This is a genomic window from Stenotrophomonas sp. 17(2023), from assembly GCF_030345315.1.
GTDB classification, from domain to species: domain Bacteria; phylum Pseudomonadota; class Gammaproteobacteria; order Xanthomonadales; family Xanthomonadaceae; genus Stenotrophomonas; species Stenotrophomonas acidaminiphila.
Map to the genome: position 1 here is coordinate 3336176 of NZ_CP128405.1, position 12558 is coordinate 3348733.

At 70.1% G+C, this 12558-nt stretch carries 10 protein-coding genes; 4 read left to right on the forward strand and 6 right to left on the reverse strand.

Annotated elements, in window-relative coordinates; all coding sequences use genetic code 11:
• Positions 1 to 46: 46 nt before the first annotated feature.
• Positions 47 to 1015 (forward strand): LysR family transcriptional regulator, encoded by a 969-nt coding sequence (locus tag QQA12_RS15105; protein WP_182335534.1) that lies wholly within the window; start codon positions 47 to 49, stop codon positions 1013 to 1015.
• 83 nt (positions 1016 to 1098) lie between these two features.
• A complete protein-coding gene (locus QQA12_RS15110; RefSeq protein ID WP_226049740.1) occupies positions 1099 to 3165 on the forward strand; it encodes a S9 family peptidase in 2067 nt (688 codons plus the stop codon).
• Positions 3166 to 3244: 79 nt separating this feature from the next.
• Here QQA12_RS15110 and dld read toward each other — a convergent pair whose 3' ends face one another.
• The 5 genes from dld to lepB all read right to left on the reverse strand — a co-directional run bounded on the left by dld (position 3245) and on the right by lepB (position 9359).
• Positions 3245 to 4942 (reverse strand): D-lactate dehydrogenase, encoded by a 1698-nt coding sequence (gene dld / locus QQA12_RS15115; protein ID WP_226049741.1) that lies wholly within the window; start codon positions 4940 to 4942, stop codon positions 3245 to 3247.
• Positions 4939 to 6078 carry an FMN-dependent L-lactate dehydrogenase LldD gene (gene lldD / locus QQA12_RS15120; protein ID WP_226049742.1) on the reverse strand — a complete coding sequence of 380 codons (1140 nt, stop codon included), beginning with the start codon at positions 6076 to 6078 and terminating at the stop codon, positions 4939 to 4941. The genes dld and lldD overlap by 4 nt, the downstream gene beginning before the upstream one ends.
• The gene (gene lldR, locus QQA12_RS15125; RefSeq protein WP_267913953.1) at positions 6075 to 6860 is read right to left on the reverse strand and encodes a transcriptional regulator LldR; all 786 of its coding nucleotides are present in this window, start codon (positions 6858 to 6860) and stop codon (positions 6075 to 6077) included. The genes lldD and lldR overlap by 4 nt, the downstream gene beginning before the upstream one ends.
• A 16-nt stretch (positions 6861 to 6876) precedes the next feature.
• Positions 6877 to 8535 (reverse strand): L-lactate permease, encoded by a 1659-nt coding sequence (lldP, locus tag QQA12_RS15130; RefSeq protein WP_226049744.1) that lies wholly within the window; start codon positions 8533 to 8535, stop codon positions 6877 to 6879.
• Between the two features lie 194 nt (positions 8536 to 8729).
• Positions 8730 to 9359 carry a signal peptidase I gene (gene lepB / locus QQA12_RS15135; protein ID WP_226049745.1) on the reverse strand — a complete coding sequence of 210 codons (630 nt, stop codon included), beginning with the start codon at positions 9357 to 9359 and terminating at the stop codon, positions 8730 to 8732.
• A 165-nt stretch (positions 9360 to 9524) separates the two neighbouring features.
• On the opposite strand from lepB, the gene QQA12_RS15140 reads away from it, so the two are divergent.
• Both QQA12_RS15140 and QQA12_RS15145 read left to right on the forward strand, forming a co-directional pair.
• The gene (locus QQA12_RS15140) at positions 9525 to 10022 is read left to right on the forward strand and encodes a hypothetical protein (protein WP_056932859.1); all 498 of its coding nucleotides are present in this window, start codon (positions 9525 to 9527) and stop codon (positions 10020 to 10022) included.
• The gene (locus QQA12_RS15145) at positions 10009 to 10236 is read left to right on the forward strand and encodes a hypothetical protein (RefSeq protein WP_054668187.1); all 228 of its coding nucleotides are present in this window, start codon (positions 10009 to 10011) and stop codon (positions 10234 to 10236) included. The genes QQA12_RS15140 and QQA12_RS15145 overlap by 14 nt, the downstream gene beginning before the upstream one ends.
• Before the next feature lie 91 nt (positions 10237 to 10327).
• Here QQA12_RS15145 and dcp read toward each other — a convergent pair whose 3' ends face one another.
• Entirely contained in the window at positions 10328 to 12484 is a 2157-nt protein-coding gene (gene dcp / locus QQA12_RS15150; protein ID WP_226049746.1) for a peptidyl-dipeptidase Dcp, read from the reverse strand.
• Positions 12485 to 12558 lie beyond the last annotated feature (74 nt).

The following is a 12558-nucleotide window of genomic DNA, read 5'->3' on the forward strand; positions in this document are numbered from 1 at the left end:
CAGTTTTTGCAATACCCAACATAAGTTGTGCTAATAATCAGGCTGGATGGCGACGAAGAAGCCCGTAAACCCGCGTTTTTCCTACAAGTCCGACCGGCTCAAGCCGCTGCGCGCGTTCTGCCAGACGGTCCGCCTGGGCTCGGTGTCGCGTGCCTCGGAGGCGCTGTTCGTCAGCCAGCCGGCGGTGAGCCTGCAGCTGCAGGCGCTGGAACGGGAGCTGGGGGTGGTGCTGTTCGAACGCAGCGGCCGGCGCCTGGTGCCCAGCCGCGAGGGCCAGTTGCTGTACGAGATGGCGCAGCCGCTGGTGGAGAGTCTGGACGGGCTGGAAGCCAGCTTCCGCGACAAGGTCCGCGGGCTGGACGCGGGCGAGCTGACCGTGGCCGCCAATACCTCGACGATCCTGTACCTGCTGCCGAAGATCGTCGAAGCGTTCCGCCAGCGCCACCCCGACGTGCGGCTGGTATTGCAGGACGCGATCAGCGCCGACGGCACCGAACTGCTGCGTGGCGACGCCGCCGACCTCGCCGTGGGCTCGATGCTGGATGTACCGGGCGACCTGAGCTACGCGCCGGTCTACGATTTCGAGCAGGTGCTGATCACCCCGCGCGGGCACCCGCTGGCCGGCAAGCGCGAACTGACCCTGGACGACCTCTCCGCCTTCCCGCTGATCCTGCCGCCGAAGCGGCAGATCACCTGGCGGCTGGTCGACCTGGTGTTCCAGCGTCACCGCGTGCCCTACACCGTGGCACTGGAAGTCGGCGGCTGGGAGGTGATCAAGCAGTACGTGGCAATGGGCATGGGCATCTCCATCGTGACCGCGCTGTGCCTCAACGACGCCGACCGCGAGCGGCTGGCGATCCGCCCGATGGCGCGCTACTTCCCCACCCGCAGCTACGGGGTGACGGTGCGCCGCGGCAAGGTGCTGTCGCCGCAGGCGCGCGCCTTCATCGCGCTGATCCGGCCCGACCTGTTCGCTCCGCGGCAGTACGACGACACCGGGCATTCGGAGCGGTAGGGGCGCTGCCGGGCTTAACGCAGCGCCCCGGGTTCCGCGCTAGCGTTGCCGCACCCGCCAGCGCGGCATACCGGAGTTCTGCCATGGATCGCACGCTGCTGTTCGCTGTCAGCCTCGCCCTCGCCCTGTCCCTTTCCGCCTGCAACCGCACGCCTGCCGGCAGCGCAACGCCGGCCGCGTCGGCCGCCCCACCCGAACTGATCCCGCGCGACGCCCTGTTCGGCAACCCCGAACGCGCCAACGTGCAGATCAGCCCCGACGGCCGGTACCTGGGCTGGGTCGCCGCGGTCGACGGCGTGCTGAACGTCTGGGTCGCCCCGGCCGACGACATCGGCAAGGCACGCGCGGTCACCGCGGACAAGGCGCGCGGCATCCGCCAGTACGTCTGGAGCCACCGCCCCGACACCCTGCTGTACCTGCGCGATACCGGCGGCGACGAGAACTTCCACCTGTTCTCGGTGGACCTGGCCAGCGGGCAGGCGCGCGACCTGAGCGACTTCCCGGCCACCCGCGCCGAGGTCGTCGGGGTCAGCCACCTGCATCCGGAATCGGTGCTGGTGGCGATGAACGACCGCGACCCGAAGTGGCACGACCTGTACCGGGTGGACCTGGCCAGCGGCCAGCGCACGCTGCTGGAGAAGAACACCGGGCGGATCGCCGGCTACATCGCCGACCCGGACTTCAAGGTCAGGATGGCCAGCCGCGCGCGCGAGGACGGCGGCAACGACCTGCTCGAACCCGATGGCAAGGGCGGCTGGAAGGTCACCGGCGAGATCCCGTTCGCCGACTCCCTGACCAGCTTCCCGGGCGGCTACACCAGCGACGGCAAGACCCGCTACTTCTTCGACTCGCGCGGCCGCGATACCGCGGCGCTGTATGCCATCGACGCCGGCACGGGGGCGAAGACGCTGGTCCACGAGGACGCGCGCGCCGACATCGACGACGCCCTCGACCACCCGATGACCCAGCGCGCGCAGGCGGTGGCGGTCAATTACCTGAAGAACGAGTGGAAGGCGGTCGACCCGGCCATCGCACCGGACCTGGACACGCTCAAGGCCATCGGCCCGGGCAGCTTCAGCGTCACCTCGCGCACCCTGGACGACAAAACCTGGATCGTCGCCTACTCCGCCGCCGAGTCGCCGGTCACCTATTACCGCTATGCCCGTGGCGGCACCCCGGAGAAACTGTTCTCCGCGCGACCGGCGCTGGAAGGCAAGGCGCTGGCGGCGCAGTGGCCGCAGGAAATCCGCTCGCGCGACGGGCTGACCCTGGTCAGCTACCTCACCCTGCCGCGCACCGCCGACGCCAATGGCGACGGCAAGGCCGACGCGCCGGTGCCGATGGTGCTGCTGGTGCACGGCGGGCCGTGGGCGCGCGACATCTATGGCTACGACGCCTACCACCAGTGGCTGGCCAACCGGGGCTATGCGGTCCTGTCGGTCAACTACCGCGGCTCCACCGGCTTCGGCAAGGCCTTCACCAATGCCGGTGACGGCGAATGGGCCGGCAAGATGCACGACGACCTGATCGACGCGGTGGACTGGGCGGTGAAGAACGGCGTGACGACGCGTGAGCAGGTCGCGATCATGGGCGGCAGCTACGGTGGCTACGCCACCCTGGTCGGGCTCACCTTCACCCCCGACGCGTTCAAGTGCGGCGTGGACATCGTCGGCCCCTCCAACCTCGATACCCTGCTGTCCACCATTCCGCCCTACTGGGCCGCGTTCTTCGAGCAGTTCGCCCGGCGCGTGGGCGACCCCCGCACCGCGGCCGGCAAGCAGCTGCTGGCCGAACGCTCGCCGCTGACCCGGGTCGCCGCCATCACCCGGCCGCTGCTGATCGGCCAGGGCGCCAACGACCCGCGCGTGCGCCAGGCCGAGAGCGACCAGATCGTCAAGGCGATGACCGACAAGCACATCCCGGTCACCTACGTGCTGTTCCCGGACGAGGGCCATGGCTTCGCGCGCCCCGAGAACAGCAAGGCGTTCAACGCCGTGGCCGAAGGCTTCCTGGCGCAGTGCCTGGGTGGACGGGCGCAGCCCATCGGCGGTGATTTCAACGGTTCCAGCATCACCGTGCCGACCGGTGCGGACGGGGTGCCGGGCCTGGCCGAGGCGATCGGCACCCACGTACAGGACATCCGCCGCTGAGGCGGGCGCGGCACGGGCGGCCCACTCCACCGGAGCGGGCCGCCCGCACTGCATCGGCATGGCTGCGCCGGGCGGGCGTTCAGTGCGTGCAGTCGCAGCCCTGCCAGCCGGCCCGCTTGCTGGTCTGGCCGATGCCGGGGTTGAAGGTATTGGCGGGATCCAGCCGCTGGTAGAACGCGGCAAGCGCCGGCTTGGCCGGATACAGGTGGCCGACGTTGTGCTCGGCCGGGTACTCGGCACCACGCGCGTCCAGCAGCGCCCACATCGCGTGCTCGATCGCCAGCGGGTCCTCGCCCTTGCGCGCGATGTAGTCCTGGTGGAACACGTGGCACAGGAAGTGCCCGTAGTACAGCTTGTGCAGCAGGCGCGCGTCGAGCTCGGCCGGCAGCCGCTCGAACCAGTCGCGGTCGTCGCGGCGCAACGCGATGTCCAGGGCGACGATGTCCTGCACCCGGTCGCGGTGCACCTCGCGGTAGCGCACCGCGGCGCTGGCCACCGCGAAACGGTGCAGGAACGCCTTGCGTCCCTCGTCCGCGGTGCAGCGGAAGAAGCCGCCTTCATGGCCGTCGAAGAAGCCGCGCAGCCAGGCCTCGGTCTCCGCCGCGTCGCGCGCGGAGACCTTCAGCAGCAGGTGGTGCTCGTAGCGCTGGCGGAACTGGCGCATGCGCGGCGGCAGGTGCGCGGGCAGCAGGCCGGCCAGCGCCTGCAGCACCCGGTCGCTGGTCCCGCGCAGGCCCCACTGCTCGAACCAGCCATCGATGCGGCTCTTCCAGGCGAACGCGGCCGGCACGCGTGCGGTGCCGAGCCGGTCGATCAGCAGGAACACGTCCTTGCCGTAACGCTCGCCGATGTCATAGGCATCACGGTGGATGTATTCGCCGGAAATCGGCAGCCGCTCGAAGCCGGTGAGCAGCTGGCGCCGCAGCGCGGTGAGGCTGTCGGTGCGGTTGCTGCCGATGTAGAAGACCTCGGCCGGCTCCTTCTCGAAGGTATCCAGGCGAACCGCGAACACCGCCAGCTTGCCGGCCGAGCCCGATGCCTCGTGCAGCCGCGCCGGGTCGGCGTTGAACCGCGCCGGCGTGCCCGCATCCACCTGCCGCACCTGCGCGGCGTAGTGCGGGTCGGAGGCGGCGCGGCCCCCGCCACTGCCGACGTCGGCCGCGCGGTAATCGCCGGCCTGCAGGCGCGTGAGGATCTCCTCCGGACTGTCGCCCAGCGCGATGCCAAGGTGATTGACCAGGTGCAGCCGGCCATCGGCATCGACCTGCGCGAACAGCGCCAGTTCGGTATACGCCGGCCCGCGGCGCACCAGCGCCCCGCCGGAGTTGTTGCAGATGCCGCCCAGCACCGAGGCGCCGATGCACGAGGAGCCGATCACCGAATGCGGCTCGCGCCCGAGCGGCGCCAGCACCTGCTCCAGCCGGTCGAGGGTGGCGCCCGGCAGGCACAGCACCTGGCGGCCGCCGTCCAGCAGTTGGATGCCTTCCAGGCGCAGCGTGCTGACCAGCACCACGGGACGGCCATAGTCATCGCCATCGGGCGTGGAGCCACCGGTGAGCCCGGTGTTGGCCGCCTGCAGGATGATCGCCGCACCCGCCTGCACCGCCGCCTGCAGCACCTGCCACAACTCCAGCAGCGTGCCCGGCCGCACCACCGCCAGCACCGGGCCCTCGCCGAAGCGGTAGCCCCTGCGAAAGCGGCGCGTGGCCTTGTCGCCGGTCAGCACATGGCGCCGGCCGACCGCTTCGCGCAGGCGCCCCAGCAGCGCGGCGCTCACCGCCGCCGCACCAGCGAATCGCGGCCGATGTCGGCAATGCGGCGCGCGCCGGTCAGGGTCATCGCCACCCGCATCTCGCTGGCGACCAGGTCCAGCAGATGGGCGACGCCGGCTTCGCCGCGCGCCGCCAGCGCATAGACGAAGGCGCGGCCCAGCAGCACCGCATCGGCGCCGAGGGCGAGCATGCGCACCACGTCCAGGCCGGTACGGATGCCCGAATCGGCCAGGATCTTCAGTTCGCCCTGCACCGCATCGGCGATTGCCGGCAGCGCGCGCGCGGTGGACGGCACGCCGTCGAGCTGGCGCCCGCCGTGGTTGGAAACGACGATGCCGTCGGCGCCGAACCTGACCGCGTCACGCGCGTCGTCCGGGTCGAGGATGCCCTTGATCAGCATCGGCCCCTTCCAGAACGCACGGATCCACTCCAGGTCCTTCCACGAGATCGACGGATCGAAATTGCTGCCGAGCCAGCCGATGTAGTCCTCCAGCCCGGTCGGGTGGCCACGGTAGGCGGAGATGTTGCCCAGGTCGTGCGGACGCCCGCGCAGGCCCACGTCGAACGCCCAGCGCGGGTGGGCCAGCGCCTGCGCATAGCGGCGCAGCGCCGCGTTGGGCCCGCTCATGCCCGAATGCGCGTCGCGGTAGCGCGCGCCCGGCACCGGCATGTCCACGGTGAACACCAGGGTGCTCACGCCCGCCGCCTGCGCGCGCTCCAGCGCATTGCGCATGAAGCCCCGGTCGCGCAGCACGTACAGCTGGAACCACATCGGCCGCCGGAGCGCCGGCGCCACTTCCTCGATCGGACACACCGACACGGTGGACAGGGTGAAAGGCACGCCGCGGCTGTCGGCCGCGCGCGCGGCCTGCACCTCGCCGCGGCGCGCGTACATGCCGGTCAACCCGACCGGCGCCAGCGCCACCGGCATCGCCAGGCGTTCGCCGAACAACGTGGTGTCCAGGCTCAGGTCGGCCATGTCGCGCAGCACGCGCTGGCGCAGGGCGATGTCGGCCAGGTCCGATACGTTGCGGCGCAGCGTGTGCTCGGCGTAGGCGCCGCCGTCGATGTAATGGAACAGGAACGGCGGCAGGCGACGCTTTGCGGCCGCGCGGTAGTCGGTGGAAGCGGAGATGATCATGGGTCGGCCGTGGCGGAAGGCAGGCGCGAGGCCCGTGCGCGCCGGGCCTCGTTTTCGTCGAGCGTGCGCAGCGTGGTGTGCACGAACTCCAGGTGGGACAGCGCGGCGGCGCGCGCGCGTTGCGGGTCACCGGCCAGCACCGCGTCCATCATCTCGCGGTGCTGCTCGGACAGCGGCGAGAAGGTGCGCGGCGAGGTGTACAGCCGCTCGCGGCTCTGCGAGATGTTGGTCTGCAGCAGGTCGAACAGGCCGCGCATCACCTGCAGCAGCACCAGATTGTGCGAGGCTTCGGCGATGGACAGGTGGAAGTCGGCATCGGCGCTGGCTTCGCCGGCGGGGTCGTCCTTGCCGTGCGCATCCATCATGGTGGCGAAGGCGCGGGCGATGCGCGCGCGGTCCTCGGCGGTGGCACGCAGCGCGGCATGCCAGGCCGCGGCGCCTTCCAGCGCATGGCGGATCTCCAGCACGTCGAAGCGGTATTCCGGGTCGCCCTGGAACAGCGGCAGGTAGGGCGCCAGCGGCTCTTCGATGGCCTGCCGCGCGCGTGCCGCCGGTTCGGCCACGAAGGTACCGCCACCCACGCGCGCGACCAGCAGGCCCTGGCTGCTCAACTGGGCGATGGCCTCGCGCAGCGCGGTGCGCGACACCCCCAGCTGCACCGCCAGGGTGCGCTCGGCGGGCAGGCGCTCGCCTGGCTGCAGCTGCCGCTCTTCCACCAGCGCGCGCAGTTGCGTGGCGACCCGGTCCGATACCCGCTGCGGTGTTTGCTGATGCATGTTCATGCCGCCATTGTGCCGCTCAGGGAATCATCCACGTCAGCCACCATGCCTGTGCGCTGGTGATCACCCCGACCATCACCGTGAACGCCAGGCTGTGCTTGATGGTGAACCGGAACAGGTCGGCCTCCCTGCCGGCCAGCCCCACCGCCGCGCAGGCGATGGCGATGGACTGCGGCGAGATCATCTTGCCGGTGACGCCGCCGGTGGTGTTGGCCGCCACCAGCAGCACGTCGGACACGCCGATCTGCTGCGCGGTGGTGGCCTGCAGCGCCGAGAACAGCGCGTTGGAGGACGTGTCCGAGCCGGTCAGGAACACGCCCAGCCAGCCCAGGAACGGCGAGAAGAACGTGAACGCATCGCCGGTATGCGCCAGCGCCAGGGCCAACGTCGCCGACAACCCCGAATAGTTGGCGATGAAGGCGAACGCCAGCACCATGCCGATCGAGTAGATGGGCGTGCGCAGTTCGCGCACGGTCTCGCCGAAGGTGGACAGCGCGGCCCGGGCCGGCATCCGCAGCACGACGATGGCGATCAGCGCCGCGAGCAGGATCGAGGTCCCGGTGGCCGAGAACCAGTCGAACTTGTACACGGCGTCGTAGGCGGTAGGCGCGTCGACGATCGGCGGCATCTTGCTCACCTGCCCGTCCAGCCCCGGTACCGGCAGCTTCAGTACCCAGTGCTGCAACGGCCCCCCGGCGGCGAACAGCGCCTTGAACGGTTTGATGCTCCACAGCGTGACCAGCGCGGTGAGGATCAGGAACGGCGACCACGCGCGGATGATGCGGCCGGCGCTGTAGCGCGGCACTTCCACCATCGGGGCAGTGGCGCTTGCATCACCGGCATCGTCGAAGCGGAAGATGCGCCGCGGCTGCCAGCGGCGCAGGAACAGGGTCAGGCACACCAGCGACGCCAGCGACGCGGTGATGTCCGGCAGTTCCGGGCCGAGGAAGTTGGAGGTCAGGTACTGCGCCAGGGCGAATGCGCCGCCGGCCACCAGCACCGCCGGCCAGGTTTCGCGGATGCCGCGCCAGCCATCCATGATCGCCATGATCCAGAACAGCACGACCAGGGTCAGGAACGGCAGCTGGCGGCCGGCCATCTGCCCGATCTCGAACGCGTCCAGCCCGGTCACCTGGCCGGCGACGATGATCGGGATGCCCATCGCCCCGAACGCCACCGGCGCGGTGTTGGCGATCAGGCACAGGCCCGCCGCGTACAGCGGCTTGAAGCCCAGCCCGACCAGCAGTGCGGCGGTGATCGCCACCGGTGCGCCGAACCCGGCCGCGCCTTCCAGGAACGCGCCGAAGGCGAACCCGACCATCAGCATCTGCAGGCGCTGGTCCGCGGTCACCGACAGGATCGAGGCGCGGATGATGTCGAACTGGCCGGTCCGGACCGAGACCTTGTACAGGAACACCGCGCCGAGAATGATCCAGGCGATCGGCCACAGGCCGTAGACGAAGCCGTACAGCGCCGCGCCCAGCGCCTGCAGCGGCGGCATCCGGTAGAACAGCAGCGCCACGCCCAGGGCGATGGCGACGGTGAGCGTGCCGGCCAGCCAGCCCTTCATGCGCAGCACCGCCAGCGCGACGAAGAAGAAGGCGATGGGCAACAGCGCGATCAGACTGGACAGCCAGATGTTGCCGGCCGGGTCGTACAGTTGTTGCCAGGGCTGCATGTCGACTCCCGATGGAGGGGTGGCGCCTGCACACGGCAGGCATCCCACGGCACCACAATTGGTATGACCAATGCATGGCTTGTGGCCCGACGGGCACTGATGCAAGCGTGCGCACCGCGGAGCGCGCATTAAATCACAGGTTTCCGCAGGATATTGGACCGACCAATTTTCCGAAGCCCCCGGCGGGGCCAGCGCTACAGCGGCCGCCAGGCGAGTCCCTCGCCCCGCCGCCAGTACACCGCCCGCGCCCTGCCATACACCTTGTCGGCATCGACCAGGCCAAAGAAGCGCCCGTCGAAACTGTTGCCGCGATGGTCGCCCAGTACCAGCAGCTTGCCCGTGGGCACGGTGATGCCGTCGATGTCCGGTCCACCGCCGGCGTCCAGGTCCAGCGTCACCTGGCGGGTGCCGAAAGCCTCCTGCCGGGGCATCCGGCTCAGCGGCCGGCCGTTGATGCGCAGGTAGCCATCGTGCAGTTCCACCCGGTCGCCGGCCACCGCCACCACGCGCTTGACCAGCCGCGTGCCGTCGGCCGGCGAGTCGAACACGGCGACATCGCCGCGCCGCGGATGGCCGGTATCGAGCAACTGGATGCTGCTGAACGGAAGGCGCAGGCCATAGGAGCGCATGTCCACCACGATGCGGTCGCCGGGCTGCAGCGTGGGCTGCATCGAGCCGCTGGGCACCTGGTAGTGATTGGCCAGCGTGTCGCGCGCCGCGCACAGCAACAGCAGCATCAGCGCCAGCGGCGGCGCCTCCCTGCGGAGCCACTGCCACGGCCTCCGTGGCACGCGGCCGGGACGGGTGGACGAATCGACATGCATGGCGCGCTCCCTACGGGTACTGCCGCATGCGACCCCGGCGGCGGCCGGCAAGTTCCCGAAGCTACGCATTGTTTACGCCGCCAGCGGCCTGGTGGCATGGCGGTTTTACGCGCCGGCGGCGCATCGTGGCGTCACCGCGCTTCCCGCGCCTGACATCCAGCCATCATGCCTCGTCCCTGCCTGCACCCCACCCCCGCGCCGGCCCACAGGCCGCAGTCGGTCTTCCTGCTGCGCGGGCCCGACCTGCCCGGCAACGCGCCCCACATGCCCGCCCCGCTGCCCGCCGCGGTGCTGCAGTCGGTGGTCAGCCGTGCGCTCGAGGCCGACACCACGCTGGCCCTGCGCGACTGCCGCTCCGAACAGGAACTCATCGAGGCCCTGTGCGTTGCCGACCACGACCCGGCCGACGTCGTGCTGCTGGCGCCCGGCGCCTGCGTCTCCAGCGAGCGGCTGCGGCGGCTGTTGCCGCGCCTGCGCAACGCCTATGTCGAAGTACATGACACCGCCGCCGATGCCAACCCGGCGCAGCTGCCGGAGAACGCGGGCCACCGCCTTGCGGTCGCCCACGGGTGCGGCGCGCAGAGCTACGTGCTGGCGCTGGAGGTGGCATTGGAGCACCTGGCCTGCAGTGAGGCCGGTGAGCGGGTGCATGTCGGCACCTGATGGTGGCATCCGCCACTACGCCGCCGGTTACGAGATCCTCGCCGACGGCCATCCACGCTGGTGGGGGCAGCTCGCCGTCAGCGTCGGCAGCGGCGTCGGCGATCCGCCGGGCGACGATCCGCAGGCCCTGCTGCAGCACATCTGCGTGCTGGCGGCGCGCAGGCACGAGGCGACGCCGGCACAGGTGCGCCTGTTGATGCTCGTGCGCCTGTGAGCGCTCCCGGCGCCGGCAGTGCCGCCGGTCATGCACGTGCGCACGGCAGGGTCGCCCCTGCCGTGCGCGCTGCCGGCGCGGGCCGGATCGCTTACTTCAGCCCGCGGTTCTTCAGCAACGGCTCCACGCTCGGATCCTTGCCGCGGAACTCGCGATAGGCGGTGGCCAGGTCGCGGGTGTTGCCGATGGACAGGATCCTGTCGCGGAACACCTGGCCGTTCTCGCGGGTCAGGCCGCCATGCTCCTTGAACCACTCGAAGGCATCGTGGTCGATCATCTCGGCCCAGAAATAGGCGTAGTAGCCGGCCGAATAGCCGCCGCCCCAGATGTGGTCGAAGTAGCTGCTGCGGTAACGCGGCGGCACCTGCGCCAGGTCGACGCGGTACTGCTTCAGCGCCGCGGCTTCGAACGTGCCCACGTCCTGCTGCGGCGCGTCGGCGCCCTGCGTGTGCCAGGCCAGGTCGAGCAGCGCCGCGGCCAGGTATTCGGTGGTGGCATAGCCCTGGTTGAAGGTCCTGGCCTTGGCGATCCTGTCCACCAGCGCCTGCGGCATCGGCTCCCTGCTCTGGTAGTGCTTCGCATAATTGGCGAACACCTTCGGGTCCGATGCCCAGTGCTCGTTGAACTGCGACGGGAACTCGACGAAGTCGCGCGGCACGCCGGTACCGGCCACGCTCGGGTAGCGGGTGTTGGAGAACATGCCGTGCAGGGCGTGGCCGAACTCATGGAACATCGTGGTGACGTCGTCCCAGCTCAGCAACGCCGGCTGGCCGGCCGCGGGCTTGGTGAAGTTGCACACGTTGTAGACCACCGGCCGGGTGCCGGCCAGGCCGTCCTGTTCGACGAACACGTCCATCCATGCACCGCCGGACTTGCTGTCGCGCTTGAAGAAATCGGCGTAGAACAGCGCCAGCGGCTTGCCGTCGGCGTCGGTGACCTCGAACACGCGCACGTCCGGGTGGTAGACCGGGATGTCCTTGCGCTCCTTGAACGTCACCCCGTAGAGCTGGTTGGCGGCGAAGAACACGCCGTTCTGCAGCACGTTGTCGAGCTCGAAGTACGGCTTGATCTGCGCCTCGTCCAGGTCGTACTTCGCCTTGCGTACCTGCTCGGCATAGAAATCCCAGTCCGACGCCGTGGCCTTGAAGCCGCCATTCTGGGCATCGATGACCTTCTGGATCTCGGCCAGTTCGCCGCGCGCCTTGGCGGTGGCGGCCGGCACGGTGTCGGTCAGCAGTTTCAGCGCGTTGGCCGGGGTCTGGGCCATCTGGTCGGTGAGGTTGTAGGCGGCGTAGTTCGGGAAGCCCAGCAGCTTGGCCTTGGCCGCGCGCAGCTGCGCCAGGCGCTGGATGATCGCGCGCGTGTCGTTGCCGTCGCCCTGCTCGGTGCGGGTCTCCGAAGCCTGCAGCACCCGGGCGCGCAGCGCGCGGTCGCGCAGCGAGGCCAGCACCGGCTGCTGGGTGGTGTTCTGCAGCGCCAGCACCCACTTGCCGTCGAGCTTGCGGTCCTTGGCCGCTTCGGCCGCCGCGGCGATGTCGCCATCGGACAACCCGGCCAGCGTGTCCTTGTCCTCCACCACCACCGCGCCGGCGGCGGTAGCCGCGACCAGCTTGTTGTGGAAGTCGTTGGCGAGCGTGGCTTCCTCGGCGTTGTAGCGCTTGAGCGTTTCCTTGTCGGTATCGCTGAGCTGGGCGCCGGCCTTGACGAAGCCCTTGTAGGTTTCCTCGACCACGCGCAGCTGCTCCGGATCGAGCCCGGCGCCGGCGCGGGCGTCATAGACCGCCTTCACCCGCTCGAACAGCCTGGGGTCCAGGTGGATGGCGTCGCTGTGCGCGGCCAGCTTCGGGATCACCTGTTCCTGGATCTTCTGCCGTTCCGGATTGGTGTCGGCCTGCACCACGCCGAAGAACACGCGGCTGGTGCGGTCGAGCATGGCGCCGGATTTCTCCAGCGGCAGCAGGGTGTTGTCGAAGCTGGCCGGCTCGGCGTTGGCGGTGATCCGGGCGATCTCGGCCAGTTGCTGGCGCATGCCTTCCTCGAACGCCGGCAGGTAGTCGCCGTCCTTGATCCGGTCGAACGCCGGCGCCTGGAACGGCAGCGTGCTGGCGGTCATGAACGGATTGGTCGAAGCGTCGGCGGGCTGGCCGGCGGGGGCGGTCTCGGTGGTCACGGGGGCAGTGGACTCCTTGCCGGAACAGGCCGCCAGCGCAAGGCTGATGGCGGCGGCCAGAATGAGGGTGCGCGACATGTAACGTGCTCCTGCGGGACGGGGGATGCGTGCGATCACGCACCCTACTCCCTCGGCCGTACGCTGGCATGTGC